The sequence below is a fragment of the Gangjinia marincola genome, from assembly GCF_039523415.1.
GTDB classification, from domain to species: Bacteria; Bacteroidota; Bacteroidia; order Flavobacteriales; family Flavobacteriaceae; genus Gangjinia; species Gangjinia marincola.
Genome location: NZ_BAAAFG010000002.1, coordinates 384,174 through 405,086 on the forward strand (window position 1 = coordinate 384,174; position 20,913 = coordinate 405,086).

General features: G+C 39.0%; 17 protein-coding genes and 1 tRNA gene. 11 read left to right on the plus strand and 7 right to left on the minus strand.

Features of this window, described 5'->3' with window-relative positions; all coding sequences use genetic code 11:
• Positions 1 to 24: 24 nt before the first annotated feature.
• Genes infB through rimP form a run of 3 tightly spaced genes read right to left on the minus strand, consistent with a single transcriptional unit; the run spans position 25 to position 4,536 of the window.
• Positions 25 to 2,778, minus strand: a complete 2,754-nt coding sequence (gene infB, locus ABD000_RS03270) for a translation initiation factor IF-2 (protein ID WP_343763781.1) — start codon at positions 2,776 to 2,778, stop codon at positions 25 to 27.
• Positions 2,779 to 2,829: 51 nt separating this feature from the next.
• Complete coding sequence (nusA, locus tag ABD000_RS03275) at positions 2,830 to 4,062, minus strand: transcription termination factor NusA (RefSeq protein WP_343763783.1); 1,233 nt, start codon at positions 4,060 to 4,062, stop codon at positions 2,830 to 2,832.
• Between the two features lie 12 nt (positions 4,063 to 4,074).
• Positions 4,075 to 4,536, minus strand: coding sequence for a ribosome assembly cofactor RimP (gene rimP, locus ABD000_RS03280; protein WP_343763786.1), 462 nt, complete (start codon positions 4,534 to 4,536; stop codon positions 4,075 to 4,077).
• Positions 4,537 to 4,759: 223 nt separating this feature from the next.
• On the opposite strand from rimP, the gene ABD000_RS03285 reads away from it, so the two are divergent.
• Complete coding sequence (locus ABD000_RS03285) at positions 4,760 to 5,608, plus strand: universal stress protein (RefSeq protein ID WP_343763788.1); 849 nt, start codon at positions 4,760 to 4,762, stop codon at positions 5,606 to 5,608.
• 288 nt (positions 5,609 to 5,896) lie between these two features.
• On the opposite strand, the gene ABD000_RS03290 is transcribed toward ABD000_RS03285, so the two are convergent.
• A tRNA-Gln gene (locus tag ABD000_RS03290) sits at positions 5,897 to 5,969 on the minus strand.
• Positions 5,970 to 6,121: 152 nt separating this feature from the next.
• On the opposite strand from ABD000_RS03290, the gene ABD000_RS03295 reads away from it, so the two are divergent.
• On the plus strand, positions 6,122 to 9,412 hold the full coding sequence (locus ABD000_RS03295) for a DUF2723 domain-containing protein (protein ID WP_343763790.1): 3,291 nt from the start codon (positions 6,122 to 6,124) through the stop codon (positions 9,410 to 9,412).
• 3 nt (positions 9,413 to 9,415) lie between these two features.
• On the plus strand, positions 9,416 to 10,042 hold the full coding sequence (locus ABD000_RS03300; protein WP_343763792.1) for a polysaccharide deacetylase family protein: 627 nt from the start codon (positions 9,416 to 9,418) through the stop codon (positions 10,040 to 10,042).
• Here ABD000_RS03300 and ABD000_RS03305 read toward each other — a convergent pair.
• From ABD000_RS03305 to ABD000_RS03315, 3 genes are read right to left on the minus strand one after another with little or no spacing between them, the layout of a single operon-like run.
• Positions 10,029 to 11,180, minus strand: a complete 1,152-nt coding sequence (locus ABD000_RS03305) for an ATP-binding protein (protein ID WP_343763794.1) — start codon at positions 11,178 to 11,180, stop codon at positions 10,029 to 10,031. The genes ABD000_RS03300 and ABD000_RS03305 overlap by 14 nt on opposite strands.
• Positions 11,181 to 11,231: 51 nt before the next feature.
• Positions 11,232 to 11,528, minus strand: a complete 297-nt coding sequence (locus ABD000_RS03310) for a thioredoxin family protein (protein ID WP_343763796.1) — start codon at positions 11,526 to 11,528, stop codon at positions 11,232 to 11,234.
• Between the two features lie 55 nt (positions 11,529 to 11,583).
• Positions 11,584 to 12,807, minus strand: a complete 1,224-nt coding sequence (locus ABD000_RS03315) for a metallophosphoesterase (protein ID WP_343763799.1) — start codon at positions 12,805 to 12,807, stop codon at positions 11,584 to 11,586.
• A gap of 137 nt (positions 12,808 to 12,944) precedes the next feature.
• Here ABD000_RS03315 and polA point away from each other — a divergent pair, with 137 nt between their 5' ends.
• The 8 genes from polA to frr all read left to right on the plus strand — a co-directional run bounded on the left by polA (position 12,945) and on the right by frr (position 20,907).
• On the plus strand, positions 12,945 to 15,764 hold the full coding sequence (gene polA, locus ABD000_RS03320; RefSeq protein ID WP_343764024.1) for a DNA polymerase I: 2,820 nt from the start codon (positions 12,945 to 12,947) through the stop codon (positions 15,762 to 15,764).
• Between the two features lie 134 nt (positions 15,765 to 15,898).
• Entirely contained in the window at positions 15,899 to 16,264 is a 366-nt protein-coding gene (locus ABD000_RS03325; RefSeq protein WP_343763801.1) for an endonuclease domain-containing protein, read from the plus strand.
• A gap of 458 nt (positions 16,265 to 16,722) precedes the next feature.
• Positions 16,723 to 17,178, plus strand: a complete 456-nt coding sequence (rplM, locus tag ABD000_RS03330; protein ID WP_343764027.1) for a 50S ribosomal protein L13 — start codon at positions 16,723 to 16,725, stop codon at positions 17,176 to 17,178.
• On the plus strand, positions 17,179 to 17,565 hold the full coding sequence (rpsI, locus tag ABD000_RS03335; protein ID WP_343763804.1) for a 30S ribosomal protein S9: 387 nt from the start codon (positions 17,179 to 17,181) through the stop codon (positions 17,563 to 17,565). It begins immediately after the preceding gene.
• Between the two features lie 183 nt (positions 17,566 to 17,748).
• On the plus strand, positions 17,749 to 18,582 hold the full coding sequence (rpsB, locus tag ABD000_RS03340) for a 30S ribosomal protein S2 (protein WP_343763807.1): 834 nt from the start codon (positions 17,749 to 17,751) through the stop codon (positions 18,580 to 18,582).
• Between the two features lie 93 nt (positions 18,583 to 18,675).
• On the plus strand, positions 18,676 to 19,500 hold the full coding sequence (gene tsf, locus ABD000_RS03345; protein ID WP_343763811.1) for a translation elongation factor Ts: 825 nt from the start codon (positions 18,676 to 18,678) through the stop codon (positions 19,498 to 19,500).
• A gap of 126 nt (positions 19,501 to 19,626) precedes the next feature.
• Positions 19,627 to 20,331, plus strand: a complete 705-nt coding sequence (gene pyrH, locus ABD000_RS03350) for a UMP kinase (RefSeq protein WP_343763813.1) — start codon at positions 19,627 to 19,629, stop codon at positions 20,329 to 20,331.
• A 21-nt stretch (positions 20,332 to 20,352) separates the two neighbouring features.
• A complete protein-coding gene (frr, locus tag ABD000_RS03355; RefSeq protein WP_343763815.1) occupies positions 20,353 to 20,907 on the plus strand; it encodes a ribosome recycling factor in 555 nt (184 codons plus the stop codon).
• Positions 20,908 to 20,913 lie beyond the last annotated feature (6 nt).

Genomic DNA, 20,913 nt, shown 5'->3' on the forward strand with positions numbered 1-20,913 from the left:
ACCCTTTTTTTCTATAAGCTATAATTACTTAAGCTTTTTCTTTACTTCGACCTCTGTGAAGGATTCAATAATATCCCCTTCTTTAAGATCGTTGTAATTCTTAATTTGAATACCACATTCGTAGCCTTTGGCCACTTCTTTCACGTCATCTTTAAAACGCTTAAGTGCCGCTAATTCTCCTGTAAATACAACAACACCGTCTCTAATCAAACGAATACCATTATTTCTAATAATCTTACCATCAGTTACCATACAACCTGCAATGGTACCAACTTTAGAGATCTTGAATAGATTTCGAACCTCAGCGTTACCTGTGATCTCTTCTTTAAGCTCTGGAGAAAGCATTCCTTCCATTGCATCTTTAAGATCATTGATAGCATCGTAGATAATTGAATACGTTCTAATATCAATTTCTTCTTTCTCGGCTACTTGCTTGGCATTTCCTTGCGGACGCACATTAAACCCGATGATAATTGCATCAGAAGCTGAAGCTAACAATACATCACTTTCTGTAATGGCTCCAACTGCTTTATGAATAATATTCACCTGGATTTCCTCGGTAGAAAGCTTCTGGAAACTATCAGTTAAGGCCTCTACAGAACCATCTACATCACCCTTAAGAATAATATTGAGTTCTTTAAAGTCACCTAACGCAATACGTCTTCCGATTTCATCTAAGGTTATATGGCGCTGAGTTCTAACACTCTGCTCACGCTGCAGCTGACGACGCTTAGAAGCAATATCTTTCGCTTCACGCTCATCTTCCATCACTAGGAAATTATCTCCTGCCTGTGGTGCCCCGTCCAGCCCTAATACAGAAACCGGCGTTGAAGGACCAGCTTGCTCAACATCGTGACCACGTTCATCCTGCATGGCCTTAATCTTACCACTTGTAGTTCCCGCTAAAACGAAATCTCCAACTCGTAAGGTTCCTGTTTGAACTAAAATGGTAGAGACATAACCCCTTCCTTTATCCAAGAATGCTTCAACCACTGTGCCAGAGGCATTTCGTTCTGGATTTGCTTTTAAATCTAGTAGTTCTGCCTCTAATAATACTTTTTCTAGAAGCTCTTTAACTCCTAAACCTGTTTTGGCGGAGATGTCATGTGACTGTATTTTACCTCCCCAATCTTCTACCAATAAATTCATATTGGCCAAACTCTCTTTTACTTTATCTGGATTTGCCGTGGGTAAGTCCACCTTATTGATTGCAAATACAATAGGAACTCCTGCTGCCTGAGCATGAGATATAGCTTCTTTAGTTTGTGGCATCACGTCATCATCTGCAGCCACAACAATAATAGCAATATCGGTTACCTGAGCACCACGTGCACGCATCGCCGTAAAGGCTTCGTGCCCCGGTGTATCCAAGAACGCAATTTTTTGCCCTCCATCCAGCTGCACCCCGTAGGCTCCAATATGCTGTGTAATCCCTCCACTTTCGCCAGCAATTACATTTTCTTCTCTAATATAATCAAGTAATGAAGTTTTACCGTGATCTACGTGACCCATTACTGTCACGATAGGAGCACGAAATTCCAGATCTTCTGGCGCATCTTCTATCTCTTCAATCGCATCTTCTAAATCTGCCGTTACAAATTCTACATCATATCCAAACTCATCGGCAACGATGCTTAAGGTTTCAGCATCAAGACGCTGATTCATTGTTACCATCATTCCTAATGACATACAGGCCGAAATAATTTCGGTTACAGAAACGTCCATCATGATAGCAACTTCACCTACGGTAACAAACTCTGTTACCTTAAGTATTTTGCTTTCTGCTTCAGCTTGAGACAGCTCTTCTTCTGTCTTTTGACGATGGGTTTCACGCTTGTCTCTACGATATTTAGCTCCCTTACCTCGCTTAGATTTACCCTGAAGTTTCTCAAGAGTTTCTCTAATTTGTTTTTGTACTTCTGCTTCGGTAGGCTCTTCTTTTGTAATAGGAGCTCTTCCCTTTCTTCCTGCGCCGCGATTATTATTCCCTCCACCACGTTGCTGTCCAGTTTTGTTGGGAGCTTCCTTACTTATTCTTCTGCGGCGCTTTTTACGCCCGGCATCATCTTTCTTATCGTCCTTTTTCTTTTCGGGCTTCTTGAATTTGCTTAAGTCAATTTTCTTACCTGTAAAATTAGGACCGTCTAATTTTTTATACTGTGTTTTAAGCGTCTCATTTTCGGGTTCACCCGTTTCTTCAGCAGGAGCATCAGCCTTCTTATCTTCGGTTTTGGTTTCTTCGACCTTTGCCTTAGCCGGCTCCTTCTTCTTTGCAACAGGGGCTTTTTCTGTAGCCTCTTTTTTCTTAGTTTCTTCTTCTACCTTAGTTTTGGCAGGAGCTTTTTTCTTGGCAACTGGCGCAGGCTCTTTCTCCTCTTTAGCAGGGGCTTTTTCTTCCTTAACCTCTTCCTTAGCAGGTGCTGGCTTTTTATCTAAGTCAATCTTCCCTACGGTGGTAGGGCCATCTAAGGTAGCTTTTGCTCTTATGACTTCAGCCGGCTTTGATTCTTCTTTCTCCTCTTGCTCCTTCTCAATCGCCTGGCGCAATTCTTCCTTCTCTCTACGTCTTTCCTCGCCCACTTCTTTAGAAGCTACCTTTTTACTTTTATCTGTTTGAAATTCTTCAAACAGAATCTGGTAGACATCTTCAGAAATCTTGGTTGTAGGTCTTGCTTCCACATCATGTCCCTTAGAGCTAAGAAATTCCACAGCCCGGTCCAACGAAATGTTAAATTCGCGCAACACCTTATTTAATCGCATTGTTTTTGTTTCAGCCATAAATCGCCTCTAAATTAACCTCTTTATTTTATTTATTAAAAGGTTATACTATTATTCTTCAAATTCTTCTTTTAGAACTTGAATTACTTCACGTACAGTCTCTTCTTCAAGATCCGTACGACGAACAAGATCATCTAGTTCTTGCTCTAAAATACTTTTTGCAGTATCCAATCCAATTTTCTTGAATTCTGCAATTACCCATGGTTCGATTTCATCAGAGAATTCGGTCAATTCTACATCTTCTTCTACTCCTTCTCTAAAGACATCGATCTCATATCCTGTAAGCTTCCCAGCCAACCTAATGTTATGCCCACCACGACCAATTGCCTTAGAGACTTCTTCTGGGCGTAACATTACCTCTGCCGTCATATTTTCATCGTCTAACTTAATTGAAGTAATACGCGCAGGACTTAGTGCTCTTGTAATATAAAGCTGTGTATTATTGGTATAATTGATCACGTCAATATTCTCATTACCTAACTCACGAACGATGCCATGAATTCTGGATCCTTTCATCCCCACACAAGCTCCCACAGGATCAATACGATCATCGTAAGAATCTACGGCAACCTTAGCTTTTTCACCAGGTACACGAACTACATTTTTAACTGTAATTAAACCGTCAAAAACCTCCGGAATTTCAGACTCAAATAACTTCTCTAAGAACAATGGAGAAGTTCTGGACATAATTATAACCGGCTTTGTTCCGCGTAACTCTACGGTCTCTATTACACCGCGTACATTCTCTCCTTTTCTAAAAAAGTCTGATGGTATTTGACGATCCTTAGGCAAAATAATCTCATTCCCATCATCATCCAATAATATGATAGCTTTATGACGAATGTGATGCACTTCGGCAGAATAGATTTCCCCTTCAAGGTCTTTAAATTGCTTGTAAAGAGCCGTGTTGTCAAATTCGTGAATCTTAGAAATCAGATTTTGACGTAGTGCTAATATCGCGCGTCTACCTAAGTGTTCTAATTTGACCTCTTCAGACACATCTTCACCCACTTCAAAATCCGGTTCAATTTTTCGGGCTTCAGTCAACGAAATTTCCTCATTGTCATCTTCTACCTCACCATCTGCAACCACCACTCGATTTCTCCAGATCTCTAAATCTCCCTTGTCAGGATTAACGATAATATCAAAATTATCATCTGTTCCGTATTTCTTTCTCAACGCACTTCTAAACACATCTTCAAGAATAGCCATCAAGGTTACTCTGTCGATCATTTTATCATCTTTAAACTCTGAGAAAGACTCAATTAACGCGATATTTTCCATATCAGTTAAAAATTAAAATGTTATAATCACTTTTGCTTGTTCTATTTCGTCTATGGGTAAAGTAACCTCTTTATTTACAGTAACTTTACCTTTTCCAACCGGCTTTGGTTCTCTGGTTTTCCACGCCAATTGTATGGACTCCCCTTCTACATTCATGAGCTTTGCTTTGTAGTGATTGTCTTTTGTTCTCACCTCAAGCTGCCTGCCTACATTCTTTTCGTATTGGCGTAAAAGCTGTAAAGGCGCCGTAGCACCAGCTGATTTTACCTCTAACGAAAAATCTTCTTCTTCACGATCTAAATTATGCTCAATTTGCCTGCTTATATAGATACAATCTTCTACCGTGACTCCGCGATCACCATCAATGACAACATTGATCTTGTTCGCATCATCCACACTAAATTCTAAAAGAAATAAATCCTCACGTGACTCCAGCGCTCTCTCTAAAAGTGTATTTACCTTTTCTCGCAACATGAATTGGGTATAAAAAGAGGGGACTTATCGTCCCCTCATGTAAATCCTTAAATTCTGTGCAAATATAGTAATTAATTAGGATTCTGAAAATTATCGTTACGTTGATTTTTTTTGTACTTTTATAAAGAATTGGATATGAGAATACTCGATGAATTGCTCTATTCATTGGCTGAAGGATTGGTGCCGAAAACCTTTAATCGAAAGTTAAACCAAAAACTAACCAATGAAAAAAATTTTAGTCCCTACAGATTTCTCTCCTGAAGCTGAAAATGCACTACAAGTAGCAGCCCATTTAGCGAAAAAACATAACGCCGAAATCTACCTCACCCACATGCTTGACTTACCTATGGATCTTATTGATCCAATGAGTGATGGATCAGCCTCAGACTTACCTGAAGCTATTTTCTTTATGAAACTTGCCCGTAAACGCTTTGACGAAATACTGTCTAAAGATTATCTTCAAGGAATAAGCGTTCATGAAACAGTGGACTTTTACGATGCATTTGATGGAATCATCGCTGTAAGTCAAGAAAAAGAATGTGATGTGATTATCATGGGATCTAGAGGGGCTAGTGGTCTAAGAGAGATATTCATAGGTTCTAATACTGAAAAAGTAGTGCGTCAATCACCCATCCCGGTCATGGTTATCAAAAACGAACACAAAGAAAAATTTGACATCCAAAAATTTGTTTTTGCCACCGGCTTTAATATGGATACCGTTGAGACCTGCAGAGCAGCAAAAGCATTTGCAGAAAACTTAAATGCATCCTTTGAGATTTTAAGCATTAATATTTCTGGAAAGTTCAAAACTTCAGGCGAAATTCAGGAACGCATTAATACTTTTTTAGTAGCACTTGGTGATACCAATGTGAAAGTTACTATCTATAATGACAAATCTATCGAAAAAGGAATCATTCATTACGCCAATGACAATGCCGTAGATATGGTGGGAATAAGTACCCATGGGCGCAAGGGTATTGCCCATTTCTTTAATGCAAGCCTTAGCCAGAGTATGGTAAATCATGCAAAACGACCTGTCGTTACCTTTAAAATTAATGCTGAATCTGCTTAAACTAAAATCTCCAGAGTATCTTTAAGAATAAATAGTTCAGTACGTGTTAGTTTTTGCAGCTCATCCATACGCGTACCGCCCTAAGTAAATAAAAATGCTGGGCAGTTCCGACGCCTCGGGATCGCATCTACACTTTCTATAAAACAAAAATCCTGACTTCGTATTGAAATCAGGACTTGCTTGTTGGCCTACTAGAGCTCCCCGCATCAAGTGCGGGGCAGGCTTCTCGCATTTACACTTTCTATAAAACAAAAATCCTGACTTCATATTGAAATCAGGACTTGCTTGTTGGCCTACTAGGGCTCGAACCTAGACTCTTCTGGACCAAAACCAGACGTGTTGCCAGTTACACCATAGGCCAGCATCTTAAACGCGGATGCAAATTTACTACAACTTTTGAAGTACGCAAAACATTCTTTAAAAATTAATTTAGGCATACGAATTACTTTTATGCTGCGTTGTTACATCAATCCTTAATTATTCTTAAATTCGTGCCCTATTATAAAAATTTACATGATCGATCTCAATTTTAAGCGTTGGAATACTATTTTAGGTTGGTTTTCATTTGTAGTGGCTCTCACAACCTATGCACTTACCGTTGAACCTACAGCAAGTTTTTGGGATGCCGGTGAATACATCGCCACTTCATCCAAATTATTGGTAGGACATCCGCCGGGAGCACCTCTGTATCAAATGCTGGGTGCTTTTTTCTCTATTTTCTCTTCAGACCCCAGTAGGATTGCCATTACCATTAACTTAATGTCTGGAGTAGCAAGTGCATTTACCATTCTTTTTATGTTCTGGTCCATCACGATCTTAATTCTTAAAATCGCCGGCACACCTGAAGAACTCTCCTCTTCAGGAAAAATAGCCGTATTAGGCAGTTCTCTCGTAGGGTCACTAGGATTCGCGTTCACAGATAGCTTTTGGTTTAGTGCTGTTGAAGCCGAAGTTTATGCCATGGCAAGTTGCCTTATGGCTGTAATGTTTTATGTGGGCTTACTATGGGAGCGAGATATGCTGAATCCGCGCGGTAATCGTTGGTTGATTCTATTATCGCTAATTATTGGGCTGTCTTTTGGAGTACATTTTATGGGACTTCTTACTATTCCTGCCATAGGTTTTTTGTACTACTTTAAACACTATAAGGACATTACGATCAAAAGCTTTTTACTGGCTAATGTCGCGGTAGTAGCTATACTAATGTTCATTTTTAAATTTTTACTCCCGTATACGCTAGCTTTATTTGGCAAAGCCGAAGTATTTTTTACCAATTCATTTGGCTTACCGTTTAATAGTGGGACCGTTATTATTGCTCTCCTTATTATTGCATTATTCTACTTTGGGATTCGATATACCCGAAAAAACCACAAACCTCAACTCAACACCTTGCTATTATGTGTGCTGTTCATTTTTATTGGTTTTTCCAGTTGGATGATGCTACCTATTAGAGCAAATGCCGCAGTCACCATCAATGAAAATGACCCCAAAAATGCGCGCGAACTCCTTGCGTATTACAATAGAGAACAATACGGAGAGTCTCATTTATTTTACGGCCCACAGTTTACTGAAATGTATGGAGGTTTAGACCAATCCAATCCTTATAAAGACGATAAACCCATCTACGAACAAGATGAAGAATCGGGTCAATATGTGATCGTGAATGAATATAAAAATACCCGCCAGAATTTGGAAGAGAGACACAAAACTTTTCTTCCAAGAATGTGGAGTAGTGAACACAATACCAATTATCTCAACTTTACAGGTCCATTAGATATTAGTATAAAACCCGAATTTTCAGGAGAACAGGAACTTATCAATCAATTAGCAGAATTTAGGAAAGCCTATGCACTGGGACAGATTGACAATAGCGATTATGATAGTTTCCTTAAACAATACAGTGAGTATCTTAATGTAGAAAAACCCTCATTTTGGGATAATATAGGTTTCTTGTTTGAGTATCAAATAGGATACATGTATTGGAGATATTTTATGTGGAATTTTGTCGGAAGGCAAAATGATATTCAAGGAGAACTTACTGATCTCAACGGAAATTGGCTTAGTGGCATTGGCTTTATAGATGAATTGCATTTAGGTCCTCAGGATAACTTGCCCTCTGACATGGCAGAGAATAAGGCCCGAAACACTTACTACTTTCTTCCGCTCCTCATAGGGCTAATTGGCTTCTTTTTCCATCTCAACAAGGACGTAAAGAATTTTTGGGTACTTCTGGTTTTCTTCTTGTTTACGGGTATTGCATTAAAAATATACCTTAACGAACGCCCCTTTGAGCCTAGAGAACGTGATTATGCACTCGTTGGGTCATTTTATGTCTTCGCCATATGGATAGGTATTGGAGTCTATGCGCTCTATGATTCACTCAAGAAATATGCAAGCCGAAAAATACTTGCGCCGGCAATTACCGTCATATGTTTATTAGCCGTTCCTGTTTTATTGGCAGCCCAAAACTGGGATGATCACGATAGATCGGGTAGAAAAACGGCTTTATCCATGGCAAAAATGTACCTGGATAGCTGTGATGAAAATGCGATTCTCTTTACTATTGGAGACAACGACACCTTTGCACTATGGTATGCCCAAGAAATTGAGGGCTATCGCACTGATGTGCGCGTGGTAAATACCATGCTCTTTGGCACAGATTGGTTTATTGAACAAATGCGTAATAAGGCATACGAGAGTGACCCCTTAAAAATGTCAGTTGATCTTAAAAACTATGAATACGGAGTAAACGATGCTGTTTTCTTTCAACCCAATCCACGTGTAAGGGATACTATGTTACTCACGAATTGGTTAAAATATATTAATAGTGATGCAGATATTACTAAAGGTGAACTTCAAAGTGGCCAGACGATTAATACATTCCCCACAAAAAAGCTACTGCTTCCTGTAGACAAAGAAAGGGTACTCAAAAATGGAATAGTATCTCCAAAAGATGCCGATAAGATTGTCTCTGCTATAACGCTTGAGCTCAATGGTAATATTCTTTACAAGCATCGTCTTGCTATGTTGGATGTAGTTGCTAACAACAACTGGAAACGCCCCATTTATTTTACAGGTGGCGCTTTTGGTGACGATGATTATTTATGGATGAAAGACTACCTTCAGCTTGATGGGGTATGTTATAAGCTTGTTCCTATTGAAACACCTATAAATCCAAGAAATCCCTATGAAATGGGAAGAATCGATACCGATAAGATGTACAGTATAGTGATGGACTGGGACTGGGGCAATAGTGGCGATCCGGACATTTACCACGATCCCGAAACTCGTAGAAACGGAATATCCTATCGCTCCAACCTTGGCCGACTGGTAGAAGAATTAGTAAAAGAAAAGGACACTGTACGTGCTAAAAAAGTCTTGGACTTAAGTATGGAGAAAATGCCAGTCGAATACTTTGGCTATTATTCTTTACTTGATGATTTTATCAATGGCTATTACGATATTGGTGAAGATGAACGCGCACGTGAAATATGGGAAAAAGTTGTCACCAAATATCAAGAGCAGCTGATCTATTTTAGCAATATGGAAGAAGGAGATCAAATGCGATTCACCAATGAAATCTTATCGAATCTAGAACAATACCGAAGCTTTGTTGATCTGTTAATTATCAATCAAGATGAAAAGATTGTTGAGGAAAAAGCAAGCGAATTCAATGACTATTTGAGTTTATTTGGACTAGATCAAAGTGATGCTCCAGAAGATGACGAGATTTTTGATGGAATTCCAGATACTATAATTCAAAATCCTGATTTTCCTGCGGAAGAAATTGAGTTCAATGAGTAGCTTATGAAACTATACACCTCAAAGACGCCTACCTTTATACGGTATTTATATCCTGAGCGTCTTTGGCGTGTAGAAACAGCTAAAAAAGAACTGTATCTCACTTTTGATGATGGACCCATCCCTAAAATTACCCCATGGGTATTGGGTCAATTAGAGCAATACAATGCCAAAGCCACCTTTTTTTGTATAGGTGAAAATGCGAGAAAGTATGCAGAAATTCTACAACATGTCATCGACCGTGGACATCGCATTGGCAATCACACCCAACACCACCTAAATGGTTGGAAAACCAGGCATAAGACTTATCTTCAGGATGTGAAGGATGCTGAAGCATATCTTCCGTTAGGAGAAGAAAAATTATTTAGGCCTCCTTATGGTAAAATGACTTCCGCGCAAGCGAATAAAGTCAAAGACCAGGACTATAAAATTGTAATGTACGATGTAGTGAGTGGTGATTTTGACGCTTCAATTTCTCAACTCAAATGTTATAGCAATGTAATTAGAAAAGCCCAAAACGGAAGTATTATTGTCTTTCACGATAGCCTAAAAGCAGAAAAGCACTTAAGATATACGTTGCCCAAGATTCTAAGATACTACAATGATCTTGGATTTAGGTTTAAGTCTCTTTAATCTTTTTCAAGAAGGACCTGAAATTTTCACGATGTACAATATTAACTTTAGCATTGTAAGTCTCCATGAAGCGTGAAGGCTTTTTTATTTTTGTGACATCTTTCCATTTAAACTCAAATCCAGTAACCTTGCCATCTATTTCCTCAACGTAATCTATTTCTTGTTGATCTTTAGTTCTCCAAAAAAATGACATTGCATAATTACGATGATATAGGTTTTGTTTCATGCGTTCTACGATTAAGAAATTTTCCCAAAGTGACCCTTTATCTGGCCGAGAATCTAAAGGAGAAAAATCTCCTATGATCGTATTTCGAACACCTAGATCATAAAAATAAATTTTTTGATTTTTTTTAATCTCATTCCGAAGATTTCTGCTAAAACTAGGTAGTTTGAAGATCACAAAAGCCTGAGTCAACAGATCTATATAAGCTGAAACAGTATTTTTATCCACACCAACGATCTGAGATAATTCGTTATAACTGACTTCATTCCCTAACTGATACGCTAGTGCCCGGAGTAATTTTTCAAGAATTTCAGGCTTTCGGATTCCGGAATAAGTCAGTATATCCTTATATAAATAACTACTAACCAACTCCTGCAAAATGTCCCTTTCGCTACCCGTGTTATTAAGAACATCAGGGTACATCCCGTACAACAATCGCATATTTAATTGTTGTTCGCTTACCACATATCCTACCTTGTCTTCAAATTCAGTCCAAGAGATAGGTAATAATAAATATTCCCATTTTCTCCCTGTTAAGGGCTCATTGATTGAATTATTGAGTTCAAAGGATGATGAGCCGCTCATGATTAATTGCTTCGGCTTAATCTGATCTATAATAATCTTGGCAGTTAGTCCTACATTAGTTACACGTTGGGCTTCATCAATAAATATAATTTCATTTTTCCCAATAAGACTTCTGATTTCCTCTGTATTAGCATTTTTAAGTAAGTCTCTAACTGTAGGATCATCTCCATCCAAAAAAAGGTATAGTGAATCCTTTAGCAAATTCTTGATTAAGGTTGTTTTTCCTACTTGGCGTGGACCAAGTAAAATTATCGCCTTACCAGAATTAAATTTAGAAGAAAGCTGTGATAATAATTGTCGCTCAAATAACATTTTAGTGATTGTATTCACCAAAAGTAGGTCTTTTTAGTGATCGTATTCACCAAAAAGCGTTAAAATTCTTTAAACATATTGCTGAACGATCCCAATTAAGGTGTTGGCATCTTGCTCTCCGCTTTGCCTCCATTTCATCTCACCACTTTTGTAAATCATAAGCGTAGGTAAGCCTTTGATTCTAAGAGCATCAGCGAGTTCTGTATTTTTATCCACATCAATTTTGATGACCTTAGCTTTATCTCCAAGGGCGGCAGCAACATCTTTTAAGACAGGATGCATGCTGGTAGAAGCTTCATTCCAATCGGTATAAAAGTTGAGCAGTACTGGAACCGATAGATCGATTAATTCTCCAAATTTTGACATCAAATTCGTTTTTTGATATAACGCTAAACTACTCAAAGATAGTATTTTTAACCAACTAGCTTGTTTTTGCTTTCTTTCTCAGCTCTATGACTGACACTTCTGGCCAAATTCCCACTCTCCCGGGATATCCTAAAAAACCAAAGCCGCGATTTACATTAATGTAGCGACCAAGATCTTCATAAATACCCGCCCACTGCTCATAGCGATATTGAACCGGACTCCACTTAATGAGTCCAGGAATCTCAATACCAAACTGCATCCCGTGGGTATGTCCACTTAATGTAAGCTGAAACTTTTTAGCATCATCTTTAATCTTTTCTGCCCAATACGAAGGATCGTGACTCAACAGAATTTTAAAATCTTGTTCGGTTAGACCTGCCGATGCCTTATCCAAATCTCCCATTTTTTTAAATCCGCCGGCACCCCAATTTTCTACGCCCACAATTTTAATGGTATCATTTCCTTTTTGAATGGTGTCATGTTCATTTAGCAAGAGCTTCCACCCCATTTCTTTTTGTAATGATTTGAGTTGATCGAGGTTGTCTACTTTTTCTTCTTTGGTGGGCCACTGTACATAATCACCATAATCGTGATTCCCCAATACCGAATAGACTCCGTCCTTAGCGTCAAGCGAACCAAAAAGATCTTTCCAAGGCAGCATTTCTTCGGCCTTATTGTTCACCAGATCACCGGTAAATAAGATGAGGTCACTTTTTTGCTGATTGATTAGATCCACCCCATAGGCCACTTTCTCCTTGTTGTTAAAGGAGCCACTGTGCACATCACTAATCTGCGTAATGCGATATCCATCAAAGGCTTCGGGCAGGTCCTCATATTCTAAGACATAATTAAGTACCCTAAATTGATACTTCCCCCTATATATTCCGTAGAGAAGAGAAGCAAATGGAACAGCCGCCAGACCCAAGGCAACCGCGCTTACAAACTTTCGGCGTTCAGGAAAATGATAGCTCCCTTCACCCGAAATAAACTTATTGAAAATTCCCACGAAAAATCGTACAATATCTTCTCCAAACATGGCGATGATCAGCAGCAATTTAGGTGCAAAGAGCGAGAGTAAAAAACCAAAGGCATAACTCAATCCGCCAGATGCCATCCCGCTGGTAGAGGTACTTACCTGATAGATCATATTGCCTAATACCAGGATGGTGAACAACCAATACAGTCCGTAAATCCATCGACTAGAGGTGATGGTTCGTACCGCTTGAAAAGCATAAATATCCACCAACACATAAATTCCTATAAAAATGATCCAACGCATAGTAATCCTTGTATTCTGCTATTATTATTGCCGCAAGTTAGGCGATATTCCCTTAAAATCATATTTGCAGCTTTAGTTGTAGGGGTTCTGAGTAATTCCTGTTATTTTTGAAAACTTCAACTTTATTTTTTGCATTTATGGCCGATCAAAAACGTCTTTTCTTGTTGGATGCTTACGCCCTTATTTTTAGAGGGTATTACGCACTCATTAAAAATCCTATTGTCAATTCAAAAGGACAGGATACTTCTGCTATTATGGGTTTTATGAATTCACTTTTTGATGTGATTCGTAGGGAAAAACCAGATCATCTTGCGGTTGCTTTTGACAAAGAGGGAAGTACAGAACGGGTAGAACTATATGCAGACTATAAAGCCAATCGTGATGAAACACCAGAGGCGATCAAAATCGCGGTGCCCATCATTCAGGATATTCTTAAAGCCATGCATATCCCCATTATTGAACGTGCGGGGGTAGAAGCAGATGATCTCATTGGGACCTTATCTAAACAAGCCGAAAAAGAAGATTTTAAGGTTTTTATGGTTACCCCAGATAAGGATTACGCCCAATTGGTAAGCGAAAACATCTTTATGTATAAGCCTTCTCGTATGGGGAATGGCATCGAAATATGGGGTGTCCCAGAGGTCAAGAAAAAATTTGAGGTTGAGCACCCAGAGCAGGTAATCGATTATCTGGGGATGATGGGCGATGCCAGTGATAACATTCCCGGCTTACCCGGTGTAGGTGATAAAACGGCCAAAAAATTCATTGCCCAATTTGGCTCTATGGAAGGTTTACTGGAGAATCTGGATCAGCTCAAGGGCAAGATGAAAGAGCGCGTCACTGAAAATGCCGAATTAGGATTATTGTCAAAACAACTCGCCACGATCAAATTAGACTGCGATGTTCATTTTGATGCCAAGGACTACGAACTCTCTATGCCTGATACTGAAAAAGTACAGGAGATTTTTGAAGAATTAGAGTTTAGAAGAATACGCGATCAATTTATCAAGTTATTTTCGGGTGAAACCGAAACTCAAACCCAAATAACCAGCACGCCAACCGCTAAAAAACAACAGCAACAAGCCGGAGCCGGGCAGTTTTCCTTATTCGATTCCGCGGAAGCGGTAGAGGAAACTTCCAGCAGAAAAACCTTAGAAGAAACTTCGCACTTCTACCAACAAATATCAACTCCAAAAGCTAAGGAGCTTTTTCTGGAGAAATTAATGAAGCAAAAATCAGTGTGTTTTGATACTGAAACCACCGGACTCAATCCACTCACCGCAGAACTTGTGGGGATCGCATTTTCATGGAGGGCAACGACTGGATTCTACCTTCCCTTTCCCGAAGATAAGAAGGATGCAAAAGAACTCATTGAGGAATTACGTCCCTTCTTTGAGTCAGAGCAGATTGAAAAAATAGGTCAGAACCTCAAGTATGACATCAAGGTATTAGATAAATATAAGGTTGAAGTAAAAGGACCTTTGTTTGACACCATGATTGCACACTATCTAATCAATCCGGATATGCGACATAATATGGATGTACTTTCAGAAACCTATTTGAATTACAGCCCGGTGAAGATTGAAAGCTTAATTGGTAAAAAGGGGAAAAATCAGGGATCTTTTAGGGATGTTCCGCTAGAAAAACAAACCGAATACGCGGTAGAAGATGCAGACATTACGTTACAGCTCAAGCAGCATTTTGAACAGGAGTTGACAGAAGCAGACACCAAAAAACTGTTTAGAGAATTAGAAATCCCATTGGTGGAGGTTCTCGCTGCCATGGAATTAGAGGGAATCAATTTGGATGAAGATTTTTTACATTCCCTTTCGGCACAACTAGAAAAAGATATCGCTGCGCTTGAAGCGGAAATCTACGAACAAGCCGGGGAAGAATTCAATATAGGGTCACCTAAACAACTGGGCGTAATACTGTTTGAAAAACTAGCCCTTGTCGATAAACCTAAGAAAACCAAAACAGGCCAATACTCTACGGCCGAAGATGTGCTCTCTTATCTTGCGAAAGACCATCCCATCATCGCTAATGTACTTGAGTACCGCGGACTCGCAAAACTCAAAAGCACCTATATCGATGCGTTACCTACACAAGTAGAGGAATCCACCGGCCGAGTGCATACTGATTATATGCAAACGGTAGCAGCCACGGGTCGATTAAGCAGTAATAATCCTAACCTGCAAAATATCCCCATTAGAACAGAACGTGGCAGGCAGGTTAGAAAAGCGTTTATTCCACGTGATAAGGACCATGTTTTGCTTGCAGCAGATTACAGTCAAATCGAATTGCGCATTATCGCTGCTTTGAGTGAGGAAGATACCATGATCGACGCCTTTAAAAATGGGCAGGATATTCACGCATCTACGGCAGCACGGGTATTTAATGTCCCGATTGAAGAAGTTACACGCGAACAACGAAGCAATGCAAAAACAGTGAACTTTGGGATTATTTATGGAGTTTCGGCTTTTGGACTAAGCAATCAAACCGATCTATCGCGAAGTGAGTCCAAAGAATTGATTGAGACCTATTATAAGACCTATCCTAAATTGCGTAGTTATATGAACGACCAGGTGATGTTCGCGCGAGAACATGGATATGTACAAACCGTTTTAGGCAGAAGACGCTATCTAAAAGATATAAATTCCAACAACCAGATGGTACGTGGTGCGGCAGAACGTAATGCGGTGAATGCTCCTATCCAGGGAAGCGCAGCAGACATTATCAAACTTGCCATGGTGAACATTTACAAGAAACTGGAGGAAGAAAACTATACGTCAAAGATGTTGCTTCAGGTTCATGATGAATTGGTCTTTGACGCACACAAGTCAGAACTTGATCAGCTTAAAGCAATGATTAAAACCGAAATGGAGAAGGCTTATACGATGCAAGTTCCGTTAACAGTAGATATTGGAGTAGGTGAAAATTGGCTAGAGGCGCATTAGCATTCCCACAGAAGTGGGAATCTCTTGATACACTCCTATAATCCCCTCAAGGGGATACTAATTCCTTATAAACTAAAAAATGTTCCCTCCTTGAGGAGGGTTAGAGAGGTGTTTCATTTAAATTTAAGTATCCATTGCCTAATAAAATAATTCCATATAAACCCTCTTTAAGAGAGTTCGCAAGATCTTTACGGCAAAATTGCACGTTAAGTGAAGTCCTACTTTGGGAAAAATTAAAAAAAAAAAGTTTGGGAGTTCAATTTCACAGACAAGTACCAATGCTAGATTATGTTGTGGACTTTTATTGCCACGAGATTGGTTTAGCCATAGAAGTCGATGGTAGAATTCATGAATACAAATACTTTTATGATGCGCGACGTCAGGGTAGGTTAGAATCTGAAGGAGTTACATTTTTAAGATTTTCAAATGACTATGTAAAATATCATTTATCAACAGTCATTAATGAAATAGCTGAAAAAGTAGATGAATTGAAACTTTGAACACCCCTATAATCCCCTCAAGGGGATATTTATTCCATCTAAGCTAAAAATTATTCCCTCCTTGAGGAGGGTTAGGGAGGTGTAGAAAAATACAAAAAAACACCCTATGATCCCCTCAAGGGAATACGAATACTTGTTGTTACAAACGTATATCATTTATAAATGTAAATCTCTAATAAACTTAGAAATAACTCCCTTCTTTTACTTGCCACCTACGAATTTACGTTAGCCAATGAGAGGATGGCATGAGTCAGGGATGGATATTTAAAAAAGAAGTACAGTACCCATCCAAAAAACAGCCCTAAACTCACCTTATCAAACCCCTAAAAATATCTTTTCAAGTCTATTTGCCAGATGAATAGAATGTTGTACATTTGCAGCCCTGTTTCCTAGAGGTAGGTTATGGGATTGGAATGTTTAATAAGTTCGTCATCGCGGCGAACGCAAATTTAATTAGTGTGGACACATTAAGCTACAAAACAGTATCAGCTAATAAAGCTACAGTAACTAAAGAATGGGTACATATCGACGCAGAGGGTCAATCCTTAGGTCGCCTTTCTTCTATTGCTGCACAATTTATTAGAGGTAAGCGAAAGCCAAATTTTACCCCACACGTTGATTGCGGTGATAATGTCATCATTACGAACGCAAGCAAAATTGTTTTAACCGGTAACAAATGGTCAGATAAGAAATATATCCGCCACACAGGTTACCCCGGAGGACAACGCAGCTTAAGCGCTCAAGAAATGTATGATAAAGATCCTACGCGCCTTGTTGAAAAGGCAGTTAAAGGGATGTTACCCAAGAACAAATTAGGGGCGGCTTTATTTAGAAATTTAAAGGTATATGCGGGAGCAGAGCATGACAATGCTGCGCAAAAACCAAAAACGATTAACATTAACGAATTAGTGTAAATGGAGACAATTCACAAAATTGGTCGTAGAAAAACTGCCGTTGCACGTGTGTACCTTAGCGAAGGAAAAGGTAACATCACCGTGAACAAGAAAGACCTTAAGGATTACTTCACAACAGGAACATTACAGTATAAGGTAAATCAACCTTTAATGTTGACAGAAAACGAAGGAAAGTTTGATGTTACTGTAAATGTTTTTGGAGGAGGTATCACCGGTCAAGCCGAAGCAGTTCGTCTTGCGATCTCAAGAGCAATGTGTGCTTTAGACGAAGAAAATCGTACCGTTCTTAAGCCAGAAGGATTACTTACCAGAGATCCTAGAATGGTTGAACGTAAGAAATTTGGTCAAAAGAAAGCACGTAAGAAATTTCAGTTCTCTAAACGTTAAGAGAGAACCTATTAAATTATTTAAAAGTATTGTTGTTATACTCATTGAAACGTATAAACGGTTTCAAAAGATCCCAAAACAAGTTTGGGACTGAGGTTAGTTTAGCATCTAAATAGTCAAGGCGAAGCTTAAGCAGACCACTTGATTATTGCTTACTACGACAGAACGTAAACTATTACAAAAATGGCAAACAAACCAGAAGTTAAAGAATTACTAGACGCAGGGGTGCATTTTGGTCACCTTACCCGTCGTTGGAATCCAAACATGGCTCCTTACATCTACATGGAGCGCAATGGGATTCACATCATCAACTTATACAAAAGTGCTGCAAAAATGGAAGAGGCTGCAGAGGCTCTTCATAAAATTGCTTCCAGTGGTCGCAAAATTCTTTTTGTGGCAACAAAGAAACAGGCAAAAGAGATTGTAGCTAAAGAAGCTGCAAGAGCTAATATGCCTTACATTACAGAGCGTTGGCCTGGCGGGATGTTGACTAACTTCGTCACTATTCGTAAGGCAATTAAGAAAATGAGTTCAATCGATCGTATGAAAAAAGACGGTACGTTTAATACACTTTCTAAAAAAGAACGTCTCCAAGTTGATCGTTTAAGAGCTAAGTTAGAGAAGAACTTAGGATCTATTGCAGATATGACTCGTTTACCGGGAGCATTATTTGTAGTGGATATTACACGTGAACACATCGCGATTAAAGAAGCACAAAAATTAAACATTCCAATTTTTGCAATGGTAGATACCAACTCTGATCCAAGAGAGGTAGATTATGTTATCCCTGCAAATGATGATGCTTCAAAATCAATCGAAAAGGTGATGACTTACGCAGCAGATGCAGTCCTAGCTGGACTAGAAGAGCGTAAAGCAGGAAAAGAAAGCAAGGCCACTAAAGCTGACAAAGAAGAACCAACTCCTACTAAAGAAGTAAAAGGTTCTACTAAAGCTGAAGTAAAAGCAACTAAAAAAGTAGCTGATAAAAAGCCTGTTGCTGCCACCGAAGAAGAGTAGACATCAAATAGAATAAATACATTACATAGGGTCGTTTGGTAAGGTTTACTTCTAAACGACTCTCTTTTTTAAACTTAAAAAACACATAATATCATGGCAAAGATTACTGCTGCAGATGTAAATAAATTAAGAAAGGCTACCGGTGCCGGAATGATGGACTGTAAAAAAGCCCTAGTTGAAGCCGATGGTGATTTTGACAAAGCAATTGAGATTCTTAGAAAAAAAGGACAAAAAGTTGCTGCTAAGCGTGCCGACAGAGACTCATCTGAAGGGGCTGTTATTGCTAAAGTAAACGACGCAAACACTAAAGGTGTGATCGTTTCTCTCAACTGTGAGACTGATTTTGTTGCAAAAAATGAAGACTTTGTAAAAATGGCTCATGATTTAGCAGAACTAGCCTTAACTACTTCTTCTAAAGAAGAATTAATGGCATCTGACTATAACGGGATGACTGTTGAAGAAAAACTTACTGAACAAACCGGTGTTATTGGTGAGAAAATTGAAATAGGTGATTACCGTACTCTAGAGGCTCCTTTTGTAGGATCTTATATCCATGCGGGTAACAAGATTGCCGTTCTTACGGGTCTTTCTAAGCAAGTAGATGGCGCAGAAACCGTAGCAAAAGATGTTGCGATGCAAGCTGCTGCTATGAATCCTGTGGCCTTGAACGAAGATGGTGTTGATCGAAAAACAATCGATCAGGAAATCGATATTGCAAAAGATCAATTACGTCAAGAAGGTAAGCCAGAGAATATGTTGGATAATATCGTAAAAGGTAAGATCAAGCGTTTCTATAAAGATAATACCTTAGTAAATCAGGACTTTATAAAAGACAGTAAACAAAGTGTTTCTCAGTATGTAAAAACTCTGGGGAACGATGTAGAAATTGTTGCTTTTGAGCGTAGTGCATTAGCTTAATACATAATTTTATCAATACAAGTCAATCGACTTGAATAGTTAACCCTCCATAGCTTTAGCGAAGGAGGGTTTTTTTCATCCTTTTTTGAAGCGCATATTTCTTATATTTGCGCAAATCTAAACCCAATGTATAAAAGAATATTGCTTAAATTATCTGGTGAAGCACTCATGGGAGACCGTCAATATGGGATTGATCCAGATCGATTAGCAGACTATGCAAAAGAGATAAAAACGGTTTTAGATCAAGGCATAGAAGTTGCTATCGTCATTGGGGGAGGGAATATTTTTAGAGGTGTTGCCGGCGCAAGCAAGGGCATGGATCGTGTACAAGGAGATCACATGGGAATGTTAGCCACTGTAATTAATGGACTGGCCCTTCAGGGAGCTTTAGAGGATCAAGATATCCCAACACGCTTGCAGTCTGCAATTAAAATTAATGAAGTAGCAGAACCCTTTATTAGGCGTAAAGCAATGCGTCACTTAGAGAAGGGCCGCGTAGTGATTTTTGGAGGAGGAACAGGAAACCCTTATTTTACCACAGATTCTGCAGCAGTATTGAGGGCCATTGAAATTGAGGCTGATGTTATTTTAAAAGGCACACGTGTTGATGGAATTTATAACACAGATCCTGAAAAAGACGCCAAAGCAACTAAATTCGATTACATCACGTTTGATGACGTATTGCGAAAAGGGCTTAAAGTAATGGATACCACAGCATTCACACTTAGTCAAGAAAATAAACTGCCCATCATCGTATTTGATATGAATAAACCGGGCAACCTCCTTAAAGTCGTTAGTGGCGAAAAAATAGGAACAACAGTAAATTTATAATCACATTTATTTAGTGTACCAATGAACGAAGACATTAAATTTATTCTGGACAGCACAGAAGAAGACATGAAGGCTGCGTTAACGCACCTTGAAAAGCAATTATTAAATATTCGTGCAGGCAAGGCATCTCCTGCCATGTTATCCAGCATTATGGTAGAATACTACGGCTCCATAACCCCATTAAATCAAGTGGCGAATGTAAACACACCAGATGCACGCACGATCTCGATTCAACCGTTTGAAAAGGCGCTTATTCCAGAAATTGAAAAAAGCATTCAAAATGCGAATCTTGGGTTCAACCCCATGAATAATGGAGAGAGCGTAATCATTAATGTACCGCCATTGACTGAGGAACGCAGATTGACCTTAGCCAAACAAGCCAGAGCTGAAGGTGAAGAAGCCAAGATAGGGATTCGTAATGACCGAAAATCAGCCATGAATGAAGTCAAAAAATTAGAGGTTTCTGAAGATTTGACTAATAATGCAGAAATCGACATTCAAGCACTTACCGATCGATATATTAAAAAAGTAGACGAGATGATCACTGTAAAAGAAAAAGAGATCATGACGGTATAAAAAAAG

What these genes read in the sequence shown, in the direction of transcription:
- infB (WP_343763781.1), bottom strand. Translation starts at nt 2,778, where the DNA reads ATGGCTGAAACAAAAACAATGCGATTAAATAAGGTGTTGCGCGAATTT.
- nusA (WP_343763783.1), bottom strand. Translation starts at nt 4,062, where the DNA reads ATGGAAAATATCGCGTTAATTGAGTCTTTCTCAGAGTTTAAAGATGAT.
- rimP (WP_343763786.1), bottom strand. Translation starts at nt 4,536, where the DNA reads ATGTTGCGAGAAAAGGTAAATACACTTTTAGAGAGAGCGCTGGAGTCA.
- ABD000_RS03285 (WP_343763788.1), top strand. Translation starts at nt 4,760, where the DNA reads ATGAAAAAAATTTTAGTCCCTACAGATTTCTCTCCTGAAGCTGAAAAT.
- ABD000_RS03295 (WP_343763790.1), top strand. Translation starts at nt 6,122, where the DNA reads ATGATCGATCTCAATTTTAAGCGTTGGAATACTATTTTAGGTTGGTTT.
- ABD000_RS03300 (WP_343763792.1), top strand. Translation starts at nt 9,416, where the DNA reads ATGAAACTATACACCTCAAAGACGCCTACCTTTATACGGTATTTATAT.
- ABD000_RS03310 (WP_343763796.1), bottom strand. Translation starts at nt 11,528, where the DNA reads ATGTCAAAATTTGGAGAATTAATCGATCTATCGGTTCCAGTACTGCTC.
- ABD000_RS03315 (WP_343763799.1), bottom strand. Translation starts at nt 12,807, where the DNA reads ATGCGTTGGATCATTTTTATAGGAATTTATGTGTTGGTGGATATTTAT.
- polA (WP_343764024.1), top strand. Translation starts at nt 12,945, where the DNA reads ATGGCCGATCAAAAACGTCTTTTCTTGTTGGATGCTTACGCCCTTATT.
- rpsI (WP_343763804.1), top strand. Translation starts at nt 17,179, where the DNA reads ATGGAGACAATTCACAAAATTGGTCGTAGAAAAACTGCCGTTGCACGT.
- rpsB (WP_343763807.1), top strand. Translation starts at nt 17,749, where the DNA reads ATGGCAAACAAACCAGAAGTTAAAGAATTACTAGACGCAGGGGTGCAT.
- tsf (WP_343763811.1), top strand. Translation starts at nt 18,676, where the DNA reads ATGGCAAAGATTACTGCTGCAGATGTAAATAAATTAAGAAAGGCTACC.
- pyrH (WP_343763813.1), top strand. Translation starts at nt 19,627, where the DNA reads ATGTATAAAAGAATATTGCTTAAATTATCTGGTGAAGCACTCATGGGA.
- frr (WP_343763815.1), top strand. Translation starts at nt 20,353, where the DNA reads ATGAACGAAGACATTAAATTTATTCTGGACAGCACAGAAGAAGACATG.